Origin of the sequence: Mariniradius sediminis (assembly GCF_021491425.1) — a bacterium.
Classification (GTDB): Bacteria; Bacteroidota; Bacteroidia; order Cytophagales; family Cyclobacteriaceae; genus Mariniradius; species Mariniradius saccharolyticus.
In genome coordinates this window covers 368877-391176 of sequence record NZ_JAKEVZ010000001.1, presented here as the reverse complement: position 1 = coordinate 391176, position 22300 = coordinate 368877, and the positions used below count along the sequence as shown (strand labels likewise).

19 protein-coding genes are annotated in these 22300 nt (G+C 49.0%); 8 read left to right on the top strand and 11 right to left on the bottom strand.

The window, feature by feature from the left end; all coding sequences use genetic code 11:
- Positions 1-99 precede the first annotated feature (99 nt).
- The 4 genes from secDF to L0U89_RS01710 form a co-directional block, all read right to left on the bottom strand.
- Positions 100-3066 carry a protein translocase subunit SecDF gene (secDF, locus tag L0U89_RS01725; RefSeq protein ID WP_234859931.1) on the bottom strand — a complete coding sequence of 989 codons (2967 nt, stop codon included), beginning with the start codon at positions 3064-3066 and terminating at the stop codon, positions 100-102.
- A 78-nt stretch (positions 3067-3144) separates the two neighbouring features.
- Entirely contained in the window at positions 3145-3510 is a 366-nt protein-coding gene (locus L0U89_RS01720; RefSeq protein WP_234859930.1) for a hypothetical protein, read from the bottom strand.
- A gap of 69 nt (positions 3511-3579) precedes the next feature.
- Positions 3580-4206 (bottom strand): uridine kinase family protein, encoded by a 627-nt coding sequence (locus L0U89_RS01715; protein ID WP_234859929.1) that lies wholly within the window; start codon positions 4204-4206, stop codon positions 3580-3582.
- A gap of 19 nt (positions 4207-4225) precedes the next feature.
- Complete coding sequence (locus L0U89_RS01710) at positions 4226-4795, bottom strand: non-canonical purine NTP diphosphatase (protein ID WP_234859928.1); 570 nt, start codon at positions 4793-4795, stop codon at positions 4226-4228.
- A gap of 83 nt (positions 4796-4878) precedes the next feature.
- Here L0U89_RS01710 and L0U89_RS01705 point away from each other — a divergent pair, with 83 nt between their 5' ends.
- Positions 4879-5451, top strand: a complete 573-nt coding sequence (locus tag L0U89_RS01705) for an LOG family protein (RefSeq protein ID WP_234859927.1) — start codon at positions 4879-4881, stop codon at positions 5449-5451.
- 174 nt (positions 5452-5625) lie between these two features.
- Here L0U89_RS01705 and L0U89_RS01700 read toward each other — a convergent pair whose 3' ends face one another.
- The 3 genes from L0U89_RS01700 to L0U89_RS01690 are packed head-to-tail and all read right to left on the bottom strand — an operon-like array spanning position 5626 to position 7942.
- Positions 5626-6108, bottom strand: coding sequence for a free L-methionine (R)-S-oxide reductase MsrC (locus L0U89_RS01700; protein WP_234859926.1), 483 nt, complete (start codon positions 6106-6108; stop codon positions 5626-5628).
- A gap of 2 nt (positions 6109-6110) precedes the next feature.
- Positions 6111-7139 carry a bifunctional diaminohydroxyphosphoribosylaminopyrimidine deaminase/5-amino-6-(5-phosphoribosylamino)uracil reductase RibD gene (gene ribD, locus L0U89_RS01695; protein ID WP_234859925.1) on the bottom strand — a complete coding sequence of 343 codons (1029 nt, stop codon included), beginning with the start codon at positions 7137-7139 and terminating at the stop codon, positions 6111-6113.
- A 5-nt stretch (positions 7140-7144) separates the two neighbouring features.
- Entirely contained in the window at positions 7145-7942 is a 798-nt protein-coding gene (locus L0U89_RS01690) for a DUF4382 domain-containing protein (protein WP_234859924.1), read from the bottom strand.
- A gap of 27 nt (positions 7943-7969) precedes the next feature.
- On the opposite strand from L0U89_RS01690, the gene dgt reads away from it, so the two are divergent.
- The 3 genes from dgt to L0U89_RS01675 all read left to right on the top strand — a co-directional run bounded on the left by dgt (position 7970) and on the right by L0U89_RS01675 (position 12593).
- A complete protein-coding gene (gene dgt, locus L0U89_RS01685) occupies positions 7970-9322 on the top strand; it encodes a dGTP triphosphohydrolase (protein ID WP_439651531.1) in 1353 nt (450 codons plus the stop codon).
- Positions 9323-9468: 146 nt separating this feature from the next.
- Positions 9469-10869: a class II fumarate hydratase gene (gene fumC / locus L0U89_RS01680; protein WP_234859923.1), complete on the top strand. Its 1401-nt coding sequence runs from the start codon at positions 9469-9471 to the stop codon at positions 10867-10869.
- 287 nt (positions 10870-11156) lie between these two features.
- Positions 11157-12593 carry an NADP-dependent isocitrate dehydrogenase gene (locus L0U89_RS01675; protein WP_234859922.1) on the top strand — a complete coding sequence of 479 codons (1437 nt, stop codon included), beginning with the start codon at positions 11157-11159 and terminating at the stop codon, positions 12591-12593.
- A 141-nt stretch (positions 12594-12734) separates the two neighbouring features.
- On the opposite strand, the gene L0U89_RS01670 is transcribed toward L0U89_RS01675, so the two are convergent.
- Positions 12735-13697, bottom strand: a complete 963-nt coding sequence (locus L0U89_RS01670; protein ID WP_234859921.1) for a sugar phosphate isomerase/epimerase family protein — start codon at positions 13695-13697, stop codon at positions 12735-12737.
- Positions 13698-13749: 52 nt separating this feature from the next.
- A complete protein-coding gene (locus tag L0U89_RS01665) occupies positions 13750-14181 on the bottom strand; it encodes a hypothetical protein (protein ID WP_234859920.1) in 432 nt (143 codons plus the stop codon).
- A 75-nt stretch (positions 14182-14256) separates the two neighbouring features.
- Here L0U89_RS01665 and L0U89_RS01660 point away from each other — a divergent pair, with 75 nt between their 5' ends.
- The 4 genes from L0U89_RS01660 to L0U89_RS01645 all read left to right on the top strand — a co-directional run bounded on the left by L0U89_RS01660 (position 14257) and on the right by L0U89_RS01645 (position 20084).
- The gene (locus tag L0U89_RS01660) at positions 14257-15924 is read left to right on the top strand and encodes an amidase (RefSeq protein WP_234859919.1); all 1668 of its coding nucleotides are present in this window, start codon (positions 14257-14259) and stop codon (positions 15922-15924) included.
- Between the two features lie 4 nt (positions 15925-15928).
- Positions 15929-17104: an N-methyl-L-tryptophan oxidase gene (solA, locus tag L0U89_RS01655; RefSeq protein WP_234859918.1), complete on the top strand. Its 1176-nt coding sequence runs from the start codon at positions 15929-15931 to the stop codon at positions 17102-17104.
- A gap of 194 nt (positions 17105-17298) precedes the next feature.
- Entirely contained in the window at positions 17299-19134 is a 1836-nt protein-coding gene (locus L0U89_RS01650; RefSeq protein ID WP_234859917.1) for a phosphoenolpyruvate carboxykinase (GTP), read from the top strand.
- Between the two features lie 53 nt (positions 19135-19187).
- Complete coding sequence (locus L0U89_RS01645; protein ID WP_234859916.1) at positions 19188-20084, top strand: hypothetical protein; 897 nt, start codon at positions 19188-19190, stop codon at positions 20082-20084.
- A 58-nt stretch (positions 20085-20142) separates the two neighbouring features.
- Here L0U89_RS01645 and L0U89_RS01640 read toward each other — a convergent pair whose 3' ends face one another.
- Both L0U89_RS01640 and L0U89_RS01635 read right to left on the bottom strand, forming a co-directional pair.
- A complete protein-coding gene (locus L0U89_RS01640; protein ID WP_234859915.1) occupies positions 20143-20631 on the bottom strand; it encodes a hypothetical protein in 489 nt (162 codons plus the stop codon).
- Positions 20632-20823: 192 nt separating this feature from the next.
- On the bottom strand, positions 20824-22299 hold the full coding sequence (locus L0U89_RS01635; RefSeq protein ID WP_234859914.1) for a glutamate synthase subunit beta: 1476 nt from the start codon (positions 22297-22299) through the stop codon (positions 20824-20826).
- Position 22300: the final 1 nt, after the last annotated feature.

The following is a 22300-nucleotide window of genomic DNA, read 5'->3' as shown; positions in this document are numbered from 1 at the left end:
ACTAAAAAATCCCCTGTTTGGGGTATTTTTTCGAAAAAGCAGAAAAAAAGGGCGGCAATTCCCAGAATCACCGCCCTTTTTTAGCCAAAATTGTTTCGTTTAAGCCTTTTTCTTGGCAGGGACAACTTCTGCTTTTTCCGCTTCAAGCTCTTTCTTCATCAAATCCACCACGATTGGGGAAGCAATGTAGATAGACGAATAAGTACCCACGACGATACCGACAAACAATGCAAAGGAGAATCCTCCCAATACCTGTCCGCCAAATAGCAAGAGGACGATCACCACAATCAATGTCGTAAAGGAAGTGATAAGCGTTCTTGAAAGAGTCTGGTTCAAAGCGTCATTGAACATTTGGGTAAGCTTCGTAGTACCCCTTACCTCGAGATTTTCGCGGATACGATCAAATACAATCACCGTGTCGTTGATAGAATAACCCACCACGGTCAATATCGCAGCGATAAAGACTTGGTCAATTTCAAAATTTGCACCCAAGGCATTGGCAATCGCAAAGGCTGCTACCACAAACAACACGTCATGAACCAAAGCTACAATTGATCCCAAAGAGAACTGCCACTTGCGGAATCTCAACAAGATATAGAGGAAAATTGCAGCCAAAGCGAAGAACATCGCCTCAGCAGAAGATTTCTTGATATCGTCTGCAACGGTTGCACCTACTTTGGAAGATCCTGTGATTGCAAACTGGCCGGATCCCAAATTGCTTGCGTCAGTGGCATAGGTCAGTCCAGTTACTGCAGCGATTCCGTCACGAACTTTTCTCTCGACTTCTGCATTGGAGTTGTCATCGTCCTCATTGATCATGTAGGAAGTGGTCACTTTCATGATGTTGTCGGCACCGTAGGTTTTGACTTCCACGGATCCTTCGAATTCATTGTCCAAACCCACCTTGAGGTCGGATGCAGGCAAGGCCTGGGAGAAAGCTACGATATAAGATCTACCTCCCGTAAAGTCCACACCAAACTTCAAACCATTGATCATACCGATCGCCAAGCCCAACACGATTATGCTTGACGAAATGAGATAGGCAACCTTACGCTTGCCCATGAAGTCAATATTGAGGTTGTTGAGCAAGCCTTTTGCAAATGGGGTAGAGAAGGAGATATTGCTCTTGTCGCCTTTTTTGGACATCCAATGCACGATCAGCCTCGTGATAAACACAGCTGAGAAGAATGAAGACGCAATACCGATCATCAAGACAATCGCGAAGCCCTTTACCGGACCTTGGCCCAAAGCATACAAAATCGCACCGACCAAGAAGGTGGTCAGGTTGGAGTCAAAGATGGATGAAAACGCCTTGCTGTAACCCTGGTTGATGGCGGCAAGCAGATTTGACCCATTTGCCAATTCTTCCTTGATCCGCTCAAAGATCAAGACGTTGGCGTCAATCGACATACCGATGGTCAACACAATACCCGCGATACCTGGCAAAGTCAATGCAGCACCCAATTGGGCAAGGATACCGAGGATAAAGAAAATGTTGAATACCAGCGCGGCGATGGCTACCAAGCCTCCCTTGGAGTAGTAGGCGATCATGAACAATACGACCAATACCAAGCCTGCGACCATCGAAATGATACCCTGGCTTTGTGCTTCTTTACCCAAAGTTGGGCCGATGATGGCTTCTTCCACGATTTTGGTTGGGGCAGGAAGGGAGCCTGATTTCAGGATGTTTGCCAAGTCCTTGGCTTCATCGATCGTGAAGTTACCAGTGATTTCAGACTGTCCAGAAGGGATTTCACCTTGTACCATCGGAGCTGTGTAGACGAAATCGTCAAGCACAACCGCGATTCTTCTGCCGATATTGTCCCCTGTCAATTTTCTCCATTTCCTTGCGCCATCAGCATTCATTTGCATGCTGACTGCAGGGCGGGAAGTCTGGTCCAAAGTCTGACGTGCGTCCGTGATGACATCCCCTTCCAATGGCGCTTGGTCTCCCGTCCTATCAGTTTTGATACCGAACAATTCCAAAAGCTCCACGCCAGTCGTATTGTCAGGCTTTACAGACCAAAGGAACTTGGTGTTTCTTGGCAAAAGGGATTTCACGTCCTCGCGTGCGAAAATCCTGTTGATCGTCACCGTGTCGCGAACCTCATATACGAGAGCACCCCCACCTTTGGAAAGGGCGAAAATGGGGGAAACTGAAGAGGAAAGGTCAAGAGAATCAGTTCCTTTTGACAATTGCTGTTCCAACTCACTAGCCGCCAAGCTGTCTTGCTGCGCAGGAGTGGTCGCTCCGGTATCTGCGGCCTTTTTTGCCACTGCTTCGGATACGAGGAAGTCATTGACCGCCTGCAACTCCATGAAGTACTCATTTGGCTCGGCAACTTCCCAAAACTGGAGCTTAGCCACACCTTGGAGCAGGTTTCTAACCCTTTCAGGATTGGACACGCCAGGAAGTTCGATTTGGATTCTACCCGAACCTTGGATTCGCTGGATATTGGGCTGGGAAGTACCAAAACGGTCCACCCTGGTCCTCAAGATATTGAAAGAACGGTCGATAGCATTTTCAACCTCCGTGTCGATGATCTGAAGGATGTCGCTATCAGAGGATTCCAAAGAAATCCTGCCACGGTTTGCGGCAGTAGCGAATACTGAGCTCAGGTTTTTACCGGCTGCTTTTTCTTGCCAAGCACTGTAAAATAGGTTGACGAATTTCTGGTTGGAGGTTTTAGCCTGCTGGGTAGCGTCTTCCAATGCTGCATTGAAAGCCGGGTCTTTGCTATTACCGGAGAGTCCCTTCAGAATTTCCACCGGGGAAACTTCCAAAGTGACGTGCATACCACCCTGAAGGTCAAGGCCTAGACCGAGTTCGGTTTCCTTGATTTCCTTAAACGTGAATTTGGCGCCGAGGAAGTTGTACACCGGCTCTCGGTAGATGGAGTCGAGATACGCTTGTTTTTTACCGAAGTCGATATTGCCTCCGGCATCCGTGGCGAAAGCCTCGGCTTTTTGCTGGATATTGTTGGATACAAATGTGAATGACAGGTAATACAGACACAATGCTGTAATGACTACCGTCAAAAACACGATAACACCTTGGTTACGCATATTGATTGTTGATTTGTTTTGGTGACGAATTGGATTGTAATCCCAAAGGGATCAAAATGGATGAGTTAAAAAAACGAATCAGGGCGCATTGGGAGAGATGATGCGCTCGAGTAATATCTCCCAAAAAGGAAAATTCAATGGGACCGAAACCGAATGACCAGAAAGGATGGGTGGCTCAAAAGTGATATGCTCATAGATCAGGTGAAACACCTGAGAAGCGACCCCCACGGCAAAAGGCACCACGGCGTCCACCGCAACGTTGAGATACGTGTCGTGGTCCGAAGGTGCGTCTTGGGCATCACCGTCCTGTTGCTCAGTACCGTTGGATTGCTTGGTTTCGTGGGGAAAATACTCAGACGCCGATACCAGAAGGCAAAAAACAAACACGAGCATCAGGCTCAATCTTTGTTTCCACAATGCGGTATGGTTCCTCGTTTTGGTCATGGGACGCAAATATAGAAAGAAATGCGATTTCCAAAGGGAAAAGTAGGAATTATGCAAAGGGAGTGAAAATCAAAGCGCGATCTTAGTCTTTGCCCGTAAGTAGGTCCTGATTACATCCAATGCCTTGTCGAAGTTCCGATTGTTGGTGACGATGAGGTCTGCATCGCTTTTGAATGGCTCGATGTATTTCTCATAGGTTGGCATCACGTGCATCTCATAGCGATAGAGCACATCGTCAAGGTCGTAACCGCGCTCGACCTTGTCCCGCACGATCCTCCGCTTTAGCTTGATGTATTCCTTGGCATCGATAAAGATTTTCAAATCCAACAAATCAGCCAATTCGGGATAGTAGAGCACAAAAATCCCTTCCACCACGACGACCGGCGCAGGTGCGAATTCAAGGATTTTTGGTTTTTTGTTGGGATTGTTGAAGGTGTATTCTTGCCTATAAACTGTCTCTCCGTTTTGGATTTTGCGGATATCCTCGGCGTATTGGGCGAAATCAATGGAGCCCGGCGTATCAAAATTGTGGATACCCATGTCGTCGACCGGCTGCAGGTGGCGGGGCTTGTAGTAGTTGTCCTGGGAAATAAGACATACCTCGCCAGGGCCAAAGGCATGCAGCAATTTATCCAAAAATAAGGTCTTGCCCGAAGCACTACCACCCGTGATACCGACAATAAACGGTTTTTTCATGGGGGTCAAAAATACGGAATTATTTCAGAAAGTCAGCCAAGGCCTTGACGGCCTTGCCTCGGTGACTGATGGCGTTTTTTTCTTCCATGCTTAGCTCCGCAAAGGTTTTGTCAAATCCAGCAGGGCGAAAAACGGGATCATAACCAAAGCCTCCAGTGCCGACCCTTTCCTCCAGGATTTCCCCTTGTGCTTCACCGACAAATGCATATTCCTTCCCATCCAATATCAAGGCAATCACCGTTTTGAAACGGGCCGCCCGTTTCGTTTGTCCTTTCATTTTTTCCAGCAAAAGGGAAATATTCCGTTCGTCGCTGCGTGGTTCACCTGCAAATCTACCAGAATACACTCCCGGCGCCCCCTGCAGTGCATCCACTTCCAAGCCCGTATCATCGGCAAAGCAATCCACGCCATAGTGGTCCTTGACATAGCGGGCTTTCTGAAAAGCATTGGCTTCGAGGGTATTCCCCGTCTCGGGAAGCTCTTCCCGACAGCCAATGGCTTCGAGGGAGACGATGTCGAAGTCAGGGCCCAAGGCGGCTTTGACCTCGGCAATTTTCTTAGTGTTGTTGGTGGCGAAGCAGATTTTCATGGCGGTAAAATTAGACAGAAATCCTCCAATTGGGAGGCCGTCCGAAGGAATGATGTATTTTTGAAAATCAAAACTCCCGTCCCATGAAAAAAATCACTGTCTACTGCGGTTCCAACAAAGGAAAAAATCCCGCCTATGCCGAAGGTGTCTTGGCTTTGGCCAATGAAATGGCCAAAAGGGACCTTGCCTTGGTCTATGGGGCTGGTAACGTCGGCTTGATGGGCGTCATCGCGGATGCGATGCTGGCTGCAGGAAAAGAAGTGTATGGCATCATCCCTCAGAAACTCGTGGATATCGAAGTCGCCCATCGGGAACTCACTGAACTTACCGTAGTCGAAACCATGCGTGACCGCAAATGGCTGATGGCCGAAAAAGGTGACGGCTTCATCGCGATGCCGGGCGGGATAGGCACTTTTGAGGAGCTTTTTGAAATCATGACGCTAAACCAACTCGCCTACATCCAAAAGCCGCTGGCACTGTATAATCTCCACGGGTACTTTGACAAGTTGCTTGATTTTCTGTCCCATGCCTGCCAAGAGGGATTTTTGCACCAAGCCCAGATGGACCTTTTGATCGTGGATGAAGATCCAGCCTCGCTACTAGACAAAATGCTGGCCTTTGAGCCAAAGTATATCGAAAAGTGGGAAGTGAAATAAGAAGGACTCTGGCTTATTCGCTTCTCGCAAAGAGGCGAAGCAGCAAAGAACGCAAATAGTCAGTTTTCAGTGGCAGTATGCAGTTTTCGCCTAGTGGCATTTGGTGTTTGATGTGAATAATACTTCAGCGTTCTTTGGATCTTCTTTTTCTTTGCGAGAGGGGATATTGTCCTGTTAAGAATGGAGGTCCACAATCCCCATCAATCGTTCCAAGTAAGCTACATCGTCCTGGTCAAAATCATCCAAGCGGTCACTGTCTACGTCAAGCACAATCCAGACTTTCCCCTCCCTGAATCCGGGCACCACGATTTCGGACTTGGATGCCGAGCTACAGGCGATGTGCCCCGGAAAAGCCTCCACGTCGGGCACCAATTGTGTTTTGGCTTCCTTCCAAGCCGTACCGCAGACACCTTTCCCAAATCCTATCCGTGTGCACGCCAATGGTCCCTGGAAAGGCCCCAAAACGAGTTGCTCGCCCTTGACCAGGTAAAAACCCACCCAAAAAAAGCCAAATGCCTCTTTGAGCACGGCAGCCACGTTGGCCAGGTTAGCATAAGTATCGGATTCGCCCTGGATCAAGGCCTCCACTTGTGGAAGAATGGCTTGGTATTTCTCTGCTTTGGTCGCGGAGGCGGGGATGTAAAGTGATTCTGCCATGGCTATTGATTTCTGAAATATATTGCAAGCTTGTCGTTCCCGATTAATGTTTCGTGTTCAATTTTTCCAATCAAGAGTGGCGCCTCAATCCCTTCTCCAAAAACCGTATCCGATCTAAAAACCCTTGCTTCGTCCCAAAGGTTCTGGTCAATGAAACTTTGAAGCAGTTTGGTCCCTCCCTCGACAATGAGACTCTGGATTCTTCTACCGTAGAGATCTTTCAAGATGGCTCCCAAGTCAAACTTTTCACCCAAAGCCACGAATTCCAAGTTTTCCCGTTTTTCGGAATAGTCTCCGGTGTAGCAAATCGTGGCTTGGCTTTGGTCGAACAGATTCAGTTTTTCGTCCAGGGCACGGTGTTTATCCAATACGATCCTAGTCGGATTTCGGCCTGCCCAATCGCGGACATTGAGCTGCGGATCGTCGTATCGGGCGGTATTGGTAGCAACCATGATGCCGTCCTCCTCCGCACGCCAGCGGTGCACCAACTGACGGCTGAGCGAATTGCTGATCCATTCGGAATCAAAATTTTTCCTTGCGATAAAGCCGTCTGCAGTTTGGGCCCATTTGAGGATGATGTAGGGTCGTTTCTTTTCCATGAAACAGAAAAACCTGCGGTTTTGGAAACGGACCTCTTGTTCCAAAATACCTGAAACGACTTCTACCCCTGCTGCCCGGAGAATCTCGATTCCTTTTCCGGCGACGAGTGGATTTGTATCCAAAGCCCCGATTATGACTTTTTTGACCTTTTTCTCTACCAAAAGATTGGCGCAGGGAGGTGTTTTCCCCCAATGGGCACAGGGCTCCAAGGTGACATAGACCGTAGATTCCGTAAGCAAATCCTGATTTTTGACCGCCGCGACTGCGTTGGGCTCTGCATGCGGGCCACCGTATTGCTGGTGATAACCTTCCCCGATGACGGTGTCACCGTGTACGATCACACAGCCGACCATGGGATTGGGGCTGACGCTGCCGAGTCCTTTCTGGGCCAATTCCATGGCCCTGCACATGTACATTTCGTCATGGGACATTCCGATCATGGCCGGGCTCGCAAAGTGATGGGTTCGAGTCGGGTGCTTGTTCTGGCTTTCACCTCCACGCCATTCCGGATCTCTGGCAAATACTTGGCGTTGAAAGGAACGATTGAAAGCGTATGCAATCCCAACAAGCCCCGGACGGTGAATTTCCCGGAGGATTTCTCCACACCACTGACCGCTACGGTATCGTTGGCTTTTATGGCATAAATGACAGCCCCTTCACCACTTGGGCGGATACTGCCAGTGATTTGGCCGGTGGTGGAAGAATCAAATGCGCGTAACTGCGGGTCAAAAACAAAGACCGAATCCGGATTTTGCAGCAGGGTAATGGATTTGAAAACCTCCAGATCCATAAAAATGTCGTGCGATACCGCCACTTCCAGCGGAATCCGCACTTCGATTTCCGGATTTTGGGCCGCTTCGGTAGCAAACACTAAGGGATACTGTTTGCCCTTGATGATGACATAATTTGTTTCGCCCAATTGCAATCTCAGCTTTGTAATGTTTCCCGCCTGCAATTCTCCGCGTCCGACCAGAAAAGTATTGTCGGCCAAAAGCGCCATCAGATTGACCTTCTTGTTGGGAAGGATATTGGGGAAAAAAACCGGATCTGAGTTGTCCTGTCCCCGCGTCCCGGGTCCTTCTACCTCTACGCCGAGCACTTCTACCCATACTTCGTCAAAATCCGCAGGTGCATCCACCAAGAAAATATTGGCCAGCGCCGTCGTACGCTCTGAATCTGCCGTGCAGGATATCAAGAGCAAAAAGGCCGGAATTAACAAATAAGAGTACTTCATGACGGGGTAAAATTACTATTTTTGGCCATGATGCAATGGGAAAAGTTATTGGCAGTGGATCGGCTCAAGGCTGGAAAATCCACGGCATTTTCGGTGGAATCCTCACGTACTGAGTTCGAAATTGACTACGATCGTATCATTTTTTCCGCTCCCTTTAGGAATCTCCAAGACAAAACGCAAGTTTTCCCACTTCCTGAGCACGACTTCGTCCATACGCGTCTCACCCACAGTTTGGAAGTTTCGAGTGTGGGCAGGTCCCTCGGCAAGGCAGTGGGCGACTTTCTAATCGATAAATATCCGAACCTCAGCCAACATGGGATCTCCGCTTCCGACATCGGGGCAATCGTATCGGCGGCGGCCTTGACGCACGATATCGGTAATCCACCTTTTGGCCATGCCGGCGAGGATGCGATTTCGGATTTCTTCAAATTCCATCCATTTGGGCAGGTGTGGAAAAACTTGGTTGGTGACGCCGAATGGCAGGATTTGTGCCAGTTTGAGGGAAATGCGCAGGGATTTCGCATGCTGCTTTCCAAAGCTGCGGGGCTGAAACTTTCACCTGCGACCGTGGCTGCCTTTACCAAATATCCCCGCCCAAGTCTGGTGGATCAGCGGGACAAGTCCCGGCGCAGCCAAAAGAAATACGGCTTCTTTGCCAACCAAAAGGAAGAATATGCCGAGCTGGCCACGACCTTGGGTATCCCATCGATCGCCGATGACTGTTACCTCCGACATCCTTTGGCATTTTTGGTAGAGGCGGCGGATGATATCTGCTACAGCATTATCGATTTGGAGGATGGCTGCACCTTGGGGCTTTTGCAACTGGAGGAGGCCGTTTCGCTTTTGGCCCCGATCTTGGGAGACCAGTTCAAACCCGAAAAGTTGAACACCTACCCCAGCCAAAGCCAGAAATTGGGCATTTTGCGGGCGATGTCCATTCGCCAGTTGGTATTGGAATGCGTGGAGGTTTTCAAGGAAAAGGAAGCTGAAATCCTCGCAGGCAATTTTGACCGATCGCTGACAGATATCATCCCGTCGGCGGCGGCATTGGCTACCATTTCTGCAGTTTCAGTAAAAAAGATTTACCGCTCCAAACCTGTTTTGGAAAAGGAAGCTGCTGGGTTTCAAGTTTTGGAAGGCTTGTTGCAGGTTTTCGCAAAGGCGCTTTACCATCGTTTTTACAAACAGGAACATTTTTCAGGTCAGGACAAAAGTATCTTGCGGCTTTTGCCCGAGACTTTCCCGATGGAAGGTTGGGGAGAAAACATCAACCCCTATCCACTTTTGCGGAGCTTGATCGATTTTGTATCCGGCATGACGGACAAGCATGCATTATCCCTTTATCGACGGGTGAAAGGGATTTCGCTGCCTGGGGCCTAGTGCATCGACCATTTTCAAAAAGGTTGTTTTCAACCTATGAAGACATCATTCACTGGGAGATTTGCCACAGCGGCTTTGCTCCGAAATCCCTATGCATTGTGCCCCTGAAACACTATTTTAGCGGCCGAAAATAACCATCCCAAAATATGAGCATCAGAATTGAAAAAGATACCATGGGGCCTGTTGAGGTGCCCGCGGACAAATATTGGGGCGCACAGACACAGCGCTCGATCAACAATTTCAAAATTGGTGGTGAAAAGAACCGCATGCCGATCGAGATCGTGAGGGCTTTTGCGATTCTGAAAAAATCCGCCGCCTTGGCAAATGCCGAATTGGGGGTTTTGGAACAGGATAAGGCCAAAATCATTTCCCAAGTCTGCGACGAAATCCTCGCAGGCAAGCATGACGACCAGTTTCCATTGGTCATCTGGCAAACAGGTTCTGGAACCCAATCCAACATGAACGCCAATGAAGTCATTGCCTATCGGGCACATGTGATTCTCGGGGGTTCTCTGGAGGATGCAAAGAAGAAAATCCATCCCAACGACGACGTCAACAAATCCCAATCCTCCAACGATACCTTCCCGACGGCCATGCACATTGCGGCCTACAAGATGGTGGTGGAGACGACCATTCCCTGCGTCGAACTCCTGCGCAACACGCTAAAAGCCAAATCGGAAGAATTCATGGGCGTGGTCAAGATCGGCCGTACGCACTTCATGGATGCGACCCCCCTTACCCTGGGGCAGGAGTTTTCGGGCTATGTCGCGCAATTGGACCATGGCCTGAGGGCGCTGCGCAATGCACTTCCACACCTGACCGAGTTGGCGCTAGGCGGCACTGCGGTAGGTACTGGGTTGAACACTCCGAAAGGATATTCCGAGTTGGTAGCCAAAAAGATCGCCGAGCTTTCCGGCCATCCATTCATCACGGCACCAAACAAGTTTGAAGCCCTGGCTGCCCATGATGCCATCGTGGAAGCCCATGGCGCCATCAAGCAATTGGCAGTAAGCTTAATGAAAATCGCAAACGATATCAGGATGCTTTCCTCTGGTCCAAGGTCCGGAATCGGTGAAATATTGATCCCCGAAAACGAACCCGGATCATCGATCATGCCTGGCAAAGTGAATCCCACACAAATCGAAGCCATGACTATGGTCGCGGCACAGGTGATGGGCAACGATGTAGCGATAGGCATCGGCGGATCCAATGGACATTTTGAGCTCAATGTCTTCAAGCCGATGATCATTGCCAACTTCCTGCAGTCGGCGCGCTTGATTGGGGATGCCTGTGTCTCCTTCAATGACAACTGTGCCGTCGGTATCGAGCCCAATCACGCGATGATCAAAAGACATCTGGAAAACTCCCTGATGCTGGTGACTGCACTCAATCCCCATATCGGCTACGAAAATGCGGCTGCCATCGCCAAGAAAGCCCACAAGGAAGGCACAAGCCTTCGCGAAGCAGCCTTGGCCTTGGGACTTTTGACCAATGAGCAGTTTGACGCTTGGGTCAGGCCTGAGGATATGATCGGAAGCTTGAAGTAGGTGCGAAGTTAGAAGTACGAAGTATGTGTGCTTCGACCGTACTTAACGGACAGTATCGATCAAATGCACGAGAAAAAAGAGAAAGCCTGGGATTTCCTGGGCTTTTTTTGTTCCCCACAGGCTCGTCAAAAGAGTTCTGAAGGGCCTACAAAGAGTTTTGGAAATTCAACCTCCGATCGCATGTTTTTATATAAATAAATTTTTATAATATTCATTTTAAATATAAATAAAAACTAATCATTTGAATCCGCCAAATTTGCACCGTTAACCAAAAAAACACCGAGGATATGACAAGGATAACAGTAGCAAAGGGCGACGGAATCGGCCCGGAAATCATGGATGCCACGTTGGAAATCATCTTGGCAGCAGGTGCCAAACTTGAAATCGACGAGATCGAGGTGGGAGAGAAAGTGTACCTCGCCGGCAATACCTCAGGCATCGCAGCAGAATCCTGGGACACGATTCGCCGCAACAAGATTTTTCTCAAGGCACCCATCACGACACCTCAGGGTGGTGGCTACAAGAGTCTGAATGTGACTACGCGTAAGTTTCTGGGACTTTATGCCAACGTGCGCCCTTGCATGAGTCTGCATCCCTTTGTAAGTACCAAGCACCCGGTGATGGACATCGTCATTGTCAGGGAAAATGAGGAGGACCTGTATGCCGGCATCGAGCATCAGCAAACCGACGAAGTGGTCCAATGCCTCAAGCTTATCAGCCGTCCAGGTTGCGAAAAAATCGTGCGCTATGCCTTTGAATATGCAAAGCAGCAGAATCGCAAGAAAGTAACCTGCTTCACCAAAGACAACATCATGAAGCAGACAGATGGTCTGTTCCACCAAGTATTTGACGAGATCGCCAAGGAATATCCCGAAATAGAAAACGAACACTGGATCATCGACATCGGGGCAGCCAAAATGGCTGATACGCCGGAGGCCTTCGATGTGATCGTCATGCCCAACCTGTATGGGGATGTTTTGAGTGACGTGGCCGCGCAGATTACTGGCTCGGTAGGATTGGCTGGTTCGGCCAATATCGGCGAAGAATGCTCGATGTTCGAAGCCATCCACGGCTCGGCACCAAGAAGAGCAGGTCAAAATGTGGCCAACCCATCAGGGCTTTTGCAAGGTGCCATCATGATGCTCAACCATATCGGGCAAACTGAGGTCGCCGAGAAAGTCCAAAACGCCTGGTTGAAGACTTTGGAAGATGGTATCCACACTTATGACATTTTCAAAGAAGGAACCAGCAAGCAAAAAGTCGGCACCAAGGAATTTGCACAGGCAGTGATTGCCAACTTGGGCAACAAGCCATCCATCCTTAAGTCTGTCTCCTACGCCAACAATTCGGCCCTGAACCTACCTAAGTACAAGCGTAAGGCTGCTGCCAAAAAAGAACTCGTGGGAGTGGATGTATTTGTGCACTGGGCAGGACTAGATCCAAACGAGCTGGCCGAAAAGGTGAAAAGTATTGGAACCGGCGGTATCGAATTGACCATGATCACCAACCGCGGCATCAAAGTATGGCCCGATGGGTTCAAGGAGACATTCTGCACCGACCATTGGAGATGCAGGTTTAAGCCAAAAGACGGCGTCAGCATCACCAAGCAAAGCATTGTGGAACTGCTCAAAAACGCGATTGATCAGAATATCGATTCGATCAAAACAGAAAATCTCTACGCCTTTGACGGGAAGGCCGCATACTCCTTGGGTCAGGGGCAATAATTTCCCTCCTCAAAGTCGGATATAATTTATCTTCTTTCAGCCTATTGAAACCTAAAACCTTGTTGGGGGAAAATTCCAAATCGGAACAATCCTCCGGCAAGGTTTCTTTGTTTTTTGCTTGAAATTGGATCTTCCCCTAAATCAACACTTCACCTTCGACAGGAAATCATAGCTGGCTTGTAGTGCCTGCTGGGGATTGGGTGTGTTGTCTTTTTCGAGGAAGAAATGCTTGGCCCCGGCTTTTTTGGCTTCGCAGAGAATCGTCTCAAGATCCAAAACACCCGCTCCCGCATCTGCCAAATAGGGGAACATACCCATCCATTCGCCCATGTTGCTGCCATCTTTGGCAAAAGTCTTCTTCTCCGACATATCCTTCACATGCAGCAGGGGAAACCTTCCGGGATTGTTTTTCAGATAATCCACGGGGTTGATGCCCGCCGCACTGAACCAAAAAACGTCCATTTCCATCTTGACCAGATCCGGATCTGTATTGTCCAAGATCAATTGAAACGGAATGGTCCCATCGACAGGTTTGTGCCCATAGCCATGGTTGTGGTAAAAGAAAGTCAAACCATATTTCTTGGCCGACTTGCCCACTTCATTGAAGATATCTGCCGTGCGCTTGTAGTCATCGAGGGTCTTGCGCATATCATCCGGTATCATGGCAATGCCGACATATTTGTGCCCAATGACATCCGCAGCCTCCGCCACACCCGCCATATTTTCACGCAGTGTTGGCAGGTCGACATGGATGGCGGGAGAGGAAAGCTTGTATTTTTTCAAAAGGGCTTTCAACTCTTTTGGGCTCTTGCCAAAATATCCAGAACCAGAGAAACCAAGTGCCTTCGCGGCCATTTCCCACTGCTTTTTGGCCGCTTCCCCACTGTAATCGTAAGGACCAAAAAACTCAAGCTCACTATAGCCCATATCGCTGATCATTTCCAGCGTGCCTTCAAAATCCTGTGAAAGGGATTTTGGCAGGGTAAAAAGCGCCACGCCCAAGTTTCCTACTTTGGCGGGATTGGCGGCAAAGATCTCAGAGTTTGGAAGTTGGCTGGCCAAAGTGAGGGCAGTAGTGGTTTGGAGGAATCTTCTTCTGTTCATGGTCGGATTTTGGGGTATTGTGAATCATCAAATTTACCCAAATCAATGTCGATCAAGTTTGATTCTCCAAATATTTTTTCACTTTCAAAGCCCGAAAATACACTATGATCAGAGGGATCATCCAGAAGATTTCGGAAAATGCCACATGGAAGATCGTTCTCTTGTTCCAGCCAAGTTCGGGCAAAAACTGTCCAAGAAACCACGCCAAGAGGAGCATTTTCCCAATAATCCCGGCCAAGGTCAGGTATCTCCAGCTGATCGGATAAAACGCGCTCAGGAAAATCAAGAACCCCACCAACATCCCTATGCTTCCCATTGTAGTTGGGGAGGCGCTGGCCACAAACCCTTTCTCCATGGAAAACCACCGCAAGAGGTCCGGACCGAAATACCTGAAAAATGCCGCCCACGCAAATGTGTACATGCCGATCAACAACAACATGCCCCGCATCGGCATGGGATAGGTGGGAGTATTTTCCTGACTCATTGGATTTGTTTATCTTCCAAAGCACAATCAAAATTCGGGTGCTTTGGTTATCCAAAGGTAAACTTCAATAAGCAGATGATAAAAAAGAACCACTTCCTTTTGCTCCTTTTGGCTGCAGTTTTCACTACCGTGGGTTTTGTCGGCGGGAAAATGCTCGCTGAGATCAATCCCGAAGCGATTTCCCAGGCGGAGATATTGGTCGGTCTCGAATTCACGCCCGTGGAGCGGGACAGCATGTTGCAAAACCTCCGCAACCATCGGGCGAGTTTCGAGACGATGCGCAAGCAGCCCTTGGCAAATTCCATCGCCCCCGCACTGTATTTCAATCCTCTTCCCCACGGCTTTGTGCCCGATCAGACTCAGAAATCCTTTAATTGGGGATTGCCAAAGCAGGTGGATTTACCCAAAAGGGATGTCGATATTGCCTTTCTATCCGTCGCGGAGCTTTCTGTATTGATTAAAGACAAAAAGCTTAGCTCGGAGCTATTGACGAAGATTTACATCGATAGGATCGAAAAGTATTCGGACACGCTGCAGTGTCTTATTTCACTCATGAAGGACGAAGCCATTGCGAAAGCCAGGGCGATGGATGCCGAACTCGCCCAAGGAAAATACCGAGGACCCTTGCATGGGATACCCTATGGCATCAAGGATCTTTTGGCGGTGAAGGGAACAAAAACCACTTGGGGAGCGACTCCCTTCAAAGACCAAGTGATCGAAGAGACTGCCACCGTCGTCGAAAAGCTGGATGCAGCCGGGGCAGTGTTGGTCGGTAAATTTACACTTGGCGCCTTGGCGATGGGCGATGTCTGGTACGGCGGTGTGACCAAAAACCCTTGGAATCTGACACAAGGTTCCAGTGGTTCATCTGCCGGTTCCGGTTCCGCCGTGAGTGCCGGTTTGGTGCCATTTGCCATAGGTACTGAGACCCTCGGAAGCATCGTATCGCCGTCGACCCGAAACGGCGTGACCGGTCTGAGGCCGACATTTGGCAGGGTAAGCCGGCATGGGGCGATGGCCCTCAGCTGGTCGATGGACAAGGTCGGACCCATGTCCCGCTCTGCTTTGGACAACGGGATTGTACTTTCTGTGATCAATGGTTTTGACAATAAAGACAAAAGCACGATTCCTGCCGCTTTCAATTTTGATGCGGACAAATCCCTCAAGAGCCTCAAGATTGGCTATTTCGCCGCTTTTTTTGAAGGCATTCGCCCCAATATCGACAAAGACAAAAAGGTATTGGATGACCTGCGGGAAATGGGACTTCAGCTTGAGCCCGTTGAATTGAAGACTTCCGTCGACCCAAGCAGCATGTTGATCTCACTTTATGTCGAAGGCGCAGCAGCTTTCGATGATCTCACTCGCTTAAACTTGGACGACCAATTGGTGGCACAGCACCGGGGCGCTTGGCCCAATCTTTTCCGTTCATCCCGGTTTATCCCCGCGGTCGAGTACATCCAAGCCAATAGATTCCGCAGTATCTTGATCGAAGAGATGCATGCCCTTTTCCAACAATACGACGTCATCGTCACGCCGACCTATGGCGGTAACCAATTGCAGATCACCAATTTGACGGGTCATCCCGCGCTGTGTATGCCCAATGGTTTTGCCGATAACGGAAGCCCTACTTCGATTACGTTCCTGGCTAATCTGTTTGACGAGGAAAAGCTGATTATGCTCGGTCGAGCCTATCAAGAAAAAACCGATTGGCAGCGGAAGCGGCCTCCTTTGTTTAGCAATTAATCCTATGAACCAGCATTCATTCGACTTCGCGGTCATCGGCTTGGGTGCCCTCGGTTCCGCCGCCCTTTGGCAACTCAGTAAATCCGGGAAAAAAGTACTTGGTATCGACCAGTTTTCACCGCCACACACCATGGGCTCTTCCCATGGAGAGACACGAATCACGCGTTTGGCAGTCGGCGAAGGCGCTGATTTTGTACCCTTGGTCATGCGCTCCCATGAAATCTGGCAGGAAATCAAAGCTATGACCGGCATACAAATCATGCATCAGGTCGGGGGATTGTTGATGGATTCGGGCGGAAGTGCCTGGTCAAAACACGGTTCTGAGGGATTTTTCAACCGCACCGTCAAGTTTGCCGGACAGATGGGTATTGCCCACGAAGTTTGGGATCAAAATAAACTGGTCAGCCATTTCCCGGAGTTTAAGCTAGAACCTAGTGGCATGGCTTACTTCGAACCAAGTGCAGGTTATTTGATCCCGGAACTCGCCGTTAAAACCCAAATCCAGCTGGCAGAGAAAAACAATGCCATCGTGAAGACACACACCAAAGTACTCGGAATTGCTCCATCCAATGGCGGCGTCAGCATCCACACCAATCAGGGGGAATTTTGGGCAGAGCGGGTTGTTTTAAGCACTGGTGCTTGGGTAAAGGATTTTCTCCCCCCAAGCCATAAGACGCATTTCAAGATATGTAGACAGATTCTCCATTGGCTTCCGATCGAAAATGGCAAGTTCGCCAACGGAAAGATGCCCGTGTTCATGTGGGGCTTCGGCAAGGGGGCAGAGGACTTTATCTACGGATTTCCCTCTTTGGATGGTAGGACGGTCAAGGTGGCGTCGGAGTCTTTCAGGGAAAGCAAGCATCCGGATACCTTGTCAAGGGACGTATCTGTCGAGGAACAGCAGCATTTTATTCGGGAAAAGATTGCCGGAAGGCTAAATTTTGTAACTCCCGAAGTCAAGGAGTCAAAGGTCTGCATTTACACCATGACGGAGGATGCCTATTTTGTGGTAGATGCGTTGCCGGATTTTCCCGAAGTAATCGTGGCCTCACCCTGCAGTGGGCATGGTTTCAAGCACTCTGCGGGATTAGGAGAAGCGATTGCACAACAAATGACCCGTGGAGAGTCGAGTATTGACCTCACCCCGTTCAAATGGAAAGGTGAGGAAAAAGTTAACTGACCTTGGCCAAGTTGTTTTTGGCCTATTTTGAACTTCCCCTTTTCTGACATTTATCAGCCTTTTCAAGGATTTATATCATCATACCACGAACGAGACCTTTCCCCAAAAATGGTAACTTTGATCTCGGGAAATAGAGATGAATCCCGAAAAGCGAGAAATTTTGGCATATTTTTAAAAATTAAACCCATTCAATCATGATTACCGAGGCAAAATTAGAATTGAAAACTTGGGTGGCCCAAATGGAGGCCCATTTTACACCCGAGAAAGTTCATTGGTGCGATGGCTCCAAAGAAGAATACGACGCGCTTTGCCAACAATTGGTAGATAAAGGCACATTTATCAAACTGAATCCTGAAAAGAGGCCCAATAGTTACGCCTGTTTTTCCGATCCAAGCGACGTCGCCAGGGTGGAGGATAGAACCTATATCTGCAGCCGAAGGAAGGAAGACGCCGGCCCGACCAACAATTGGATGAATCCTTCCGAAATGAAGAACATCCTCAACGACCTAACCAAGGGAAGCATGCAGGGCAGGACGCTTTTTGTGATTCCGTTTTGCATGGGTCCTGTTGGTTCGCCACTTGCCCGCTACGGTGTCCAAATAACTGACAGCGAATATGTGGTGATCAACATGAGGATCATGACCCGAATCGGGAAGCAGGTAATGCCTTACCTCGACGAAAACTTCGTGAAATGTATCCACACGCTTGGCGCACCTTTGATGCCCGGCCAAAAAGACGTGAAGTGGCCTTGCAACCCTACCGTCAAGTATATCACCCATTTCCCTGAAGAGAAATTGATCATTTCCTACGGCAGTGGCTATGGTGGAAACGCACTCTTGGGCAAGAAGTGTTTTGCGCTTCGTATCGCAAGTTCCTTGGGCAGGGAAGAAGGTTGGCTCGCCGAACACATGCTTATCATGGGCGTAGAAAGCCCCGAGAAGGAGAAAAGTTACATTGCAGCGGCATTCCCGAGCGCATGTGGCAAGACCAACTTTGCCATGCTGATCCCGCCAAAAGAACTGGACGGATGGAAAATCACGACTGTGGGTGATGACATTGCTTGGATACACAAAGGCAGGGACGGTAGGCTTCACGCCATCAACCCCGAAGCGGGATACTTTGGTGTCGCCCCCGGCACCAATTATAAGACCAATCCCAACGCCATGGAAAGCATTAAGTCCAACACCATCTTCACCAACGTGGCGATTACTGCCGACGGAGATGTTTGGTGGGAAGGTATGACCAAGGAGGTACCGGACGGCTTGACGGATTGGCATGGACAGCCTTATGACAAAAACAGCGGGAAACCCGCGGCACATCCGAATTCCCGGTTTACCGCACCCGCCTACCAAAACCCGGTTATCGATCCCGAATGGGAAAATCCAGAAGGTGTACCGATCACAGCTTTTGTGTTTGGAGGCAGAAGGAGCAACACTGTTCCGCTTGTCTATCAAGCGTTCAATTGGAGCTTTGGCGTATACATGGCGGCCACGATGGGTTCTGAGATGACGGCCGCGGCATTTGGCGAAATCGGTAAAGTGCGACGGGATCCCTTCGCCATGCTACCGTTCCTGGGCTATCACTTGGGTGATTATTTCAACCATTGGCTCCAATTTGGAAGGGATTTGAAAAACGCTCCAAGGATTTTTGGTGTCAACTGGTTTAGAAAAGACAAGGATGGAAACTTCGTATGGCCGGGATTTGGCGATAACATGCGTGTCCTGAAGTGGATTTTGGGTAGATGTAAGGGAAGAATTTCTGCTGTGGAGTGCCCTATCGGCTGGAGGCCAAGGTACAAAGACATGGATTGGCATGGATTGGACGGTTTCACAAAGGATGATTTCGAAGAAATCATGCTGATCGAACGGGAGCCTTGGAAAAAAGAACTTCTTGGCCATAGTGAACTTTTCGAACAAGCCTACGACAAGATTCCAAAAGAATTCCTATTCATGCGAGAATTGCTGTTGTCCGCCCTGTGGAGATCTCCCGAGAAAATCCAGCTTGCTCCCGAACGAACTGAAGACCATTAGCGCGATAGTTTTGCCGCGAGAGATGCCAAGAAATATCGCTTATATTTGAGTTTATGAATAAGACCATTCCCTTTTTGCTGCTACTGCTGGGCTTTTTCCCAGCAGTGAGTGGCCTTTGCCAAACCTCCAAAACCCGCCTTCAGCCAGGAAGGCTGTATGCTTCTGGAGAGGAGATTTATGCCCCGACTTTTGGCTTTACCTCCAAAGTACCTGATGGATGGGTGGGGGCATTGCCAAGGGAAACGGAGGTTTTCCTCCTAAATGCAAACAGCGGCTTCTTTGGCGAGATGTATGTGTTTGGCAGGGAGACAACCGATCTCAATCGGCTGGCCGAGGAGTGGAAAAATGGTGTAAAAGTAACGGAAACACTGACGCTGGTGGCAGAAAATCCCAATGTTCAAGGAAGCCTTCTTTTCGGCGACGTGAAGGCTACGGGCAATTTTGTCAACAAAAACTACCGCGGCTTTGCTGCTATCCGATGCGGTGACAAGGGCTATTGTATTACGGTTTTGGCAGTTTCGCTGGAGGAAAATACCAGTCTGGTCAAAAGCGCTGCCTTCGAATTCTTGAATTCGGGCACCTTTGATTCACCTCGAATCATTGATCCATTTGAAGATTTTGACTGGAAAGCGTTTTTGTCCAACAAGCTGATGGTCTCCTACGACCAAATTTTGGGTGGTCAAAAACAATCTGAAGTCAACTTGTGCGGAGATGGCAGTTTCAGTGCCCGGGTTCGGAAAAAAGGCCTATTGCGAGACACAAATCCTGAATACAAAGGTCGCATGTCAGGCACATGGCGGGTGGAAGGCGAAGGAAGCCAAGCGGTAATGACGCTCGAGTTTTCGAAGAAAAACCTGAAGCCATTGACTGTCAACCTTATTTTTGTAGAGGAACAGTTGATGGTTGGCAATGAGCGCTATTACGCCAGCGAATCGCAGGAATGTAGATAAAACATCCTCCACCTTGAAATTCTTTCATGGGAAATCCGCTACGCCAACTACGGTTTGGTTACCTTTTCACTTTGTAGAAGGTTAACGGGCCGGCGCAAAGGACATTTGGACCGCATGGACCAAAATCCATTTCCAACTGGGATTTTCTTTCCCTAAGCTTCACCGTGACATTTCTCTCCCTGTTCCACTCGAATGCCACCAATTCCTCGCCTGAGACATACCACCGCCCTGTGCCTTCCGGGAGACCGAGCCAATCCGTCTCATTGAGCGTTAGCTTGTTTCCGCTGAGCTCAAAAGTTCCACTTACAATCGAATTAAAGCCTGATTCGATCGCGGAATTCGGTTGACGGGCGATCGATTTTTGCTCGAAAGTCCCATCCTCATGGAAGGTGTAGGCCATGACAAAATCCAAACCTGTCTCTTCGTGTAGCGATCCTCTTTCCCAAGTTCCCAAAAGGTGAATAAGTTCAACATCATCATCGTCACTGATGCAGGAAAGGGACAGGAAAATCAATACTGAGAAAGCGAGTAACCGAATAGTATTCATAGCCAAACAGATTGAATATATTTTGAAGACGAAGGAAAAAGCAGTATTGTCCCAGATACACCACAATAAGTTAATACAATCAAAAAGAGCAGGCCAAGAACCTGCTCTTTTGCTTTTGGTGACCCAAGAAGGGCCATCTCAAACTAAACTTATTATCACGCTTACTCTTTATTTTGGGTTATTGTGTTAACGTCAATCTTTGAGTATTTCCTCCTCCACTTCATAGTATCCTTCATCTTTTCGAGGAAGTGCAGAGGAACCCATGAGGTATTCATCCACCTTGACAGCTGCTTCCCGACCTTCCGAAATCGCCCATACTACCAATGACTGGCCACGCCGCATGTCACCGGCGAGGAATACTTTCTTGTTGGTACTTTGGTACTCTTTGGATTTTGGAAGCGTGTTTTCCATCGTTTGGACACCAAAGGCTTCCAACAATCCATTTTGCGCTGGCCCTGCGTAACCTATCGCAATGAATGCCAGATCGCAAGGCAATGTCCTCGTAGTACCCGGAACTTCCTCAAATTGCATCCTGCCGCCTTTCTCTTTCCATACGATATCCACCAGTACGAGCCCGGTCACTTCCCCTTTTTCATTGCCAACAAATTCCTTTGTCAAAATGGAGAAAAACCGCTCGGCACCTTCTTCATGGGAACTGGAGGTTTTCAGGGTCATTGGCCACTCCGGCCAAGGATTCAGCTCTGTGCGCTGCTTGGGAGGTTTTGGTAGAAGTTCGAGTTGGGTAATGCTCGCCGCGCCGTGCCTATTGGAGGTTCCGATGCAGTCGCTGCCCGTGTCACCACCACCGATGACGATGACGTGTTTTCCGGTTGCGGAGATTGGGTTTTTGGCTATTTCACCGCCGATGACCTGGTTTTGTTTACCCAAAAACTCCATCGCAAAATGCACTCCTTTCAAATTGGCACCTTTGATTTTCAATTCTCGGGGCTGTTGGGCGCCAGTAGAAAGTACGACTGCGTCAAAGTTCCTCAGGATGTTATCAGCCTTGATATTGAAACCAACTTCAGTTCCGGTACTGAAAATCACACCTTCTTGTTCCATCACGGCTATCCTGCGATCGATGACCCATTTTTCCAATTTGAAATCAGGGATTCCATATCGGAGCAATCCGCCGACTTTTTTATCCTTTTCGAAAAGGGTCACCTCGTGCCCTGCCTGGTTCAATTGATCCGCCGCGGCCAAGCCCGCCGGGCCCGAACCGATGACTGCCACTTTGAAACCGGTCCTTTTTACAGGAATCCTGGGCTTCACGAACCCGAGTTCATAAGCTTTCTCTGCAATGTTCTTCTCGATCAACTCGATTGCGACTGGATCTTTGTTGATGCCGAGGACGCAGGACCCCTCGCAAGGAGCGGGACATATTCTGCCGGTAAATTCGGGGAAATTATTGGTGCTGCGCAAGATGTGGAACGCTTCCTCCCATTCATTGCGGTATACGGCGTCGTTGAACTCCGGAATGATATTGCCCAGTGGGCAGCCCTGATGGCAAAACGGGATCCCACAGTCCATACAGCGTGCCGCCTGATGGTTGAGCTTTTCGGCATCAAATGGCTTGTAGATTTCCTTGTAATCGTGGATACGTTCCTCCGGAGTCCTAGACTCCGGTAGTTCTCTTTTGAATTGGATAAAACCCTCTTTCGCTCCCATC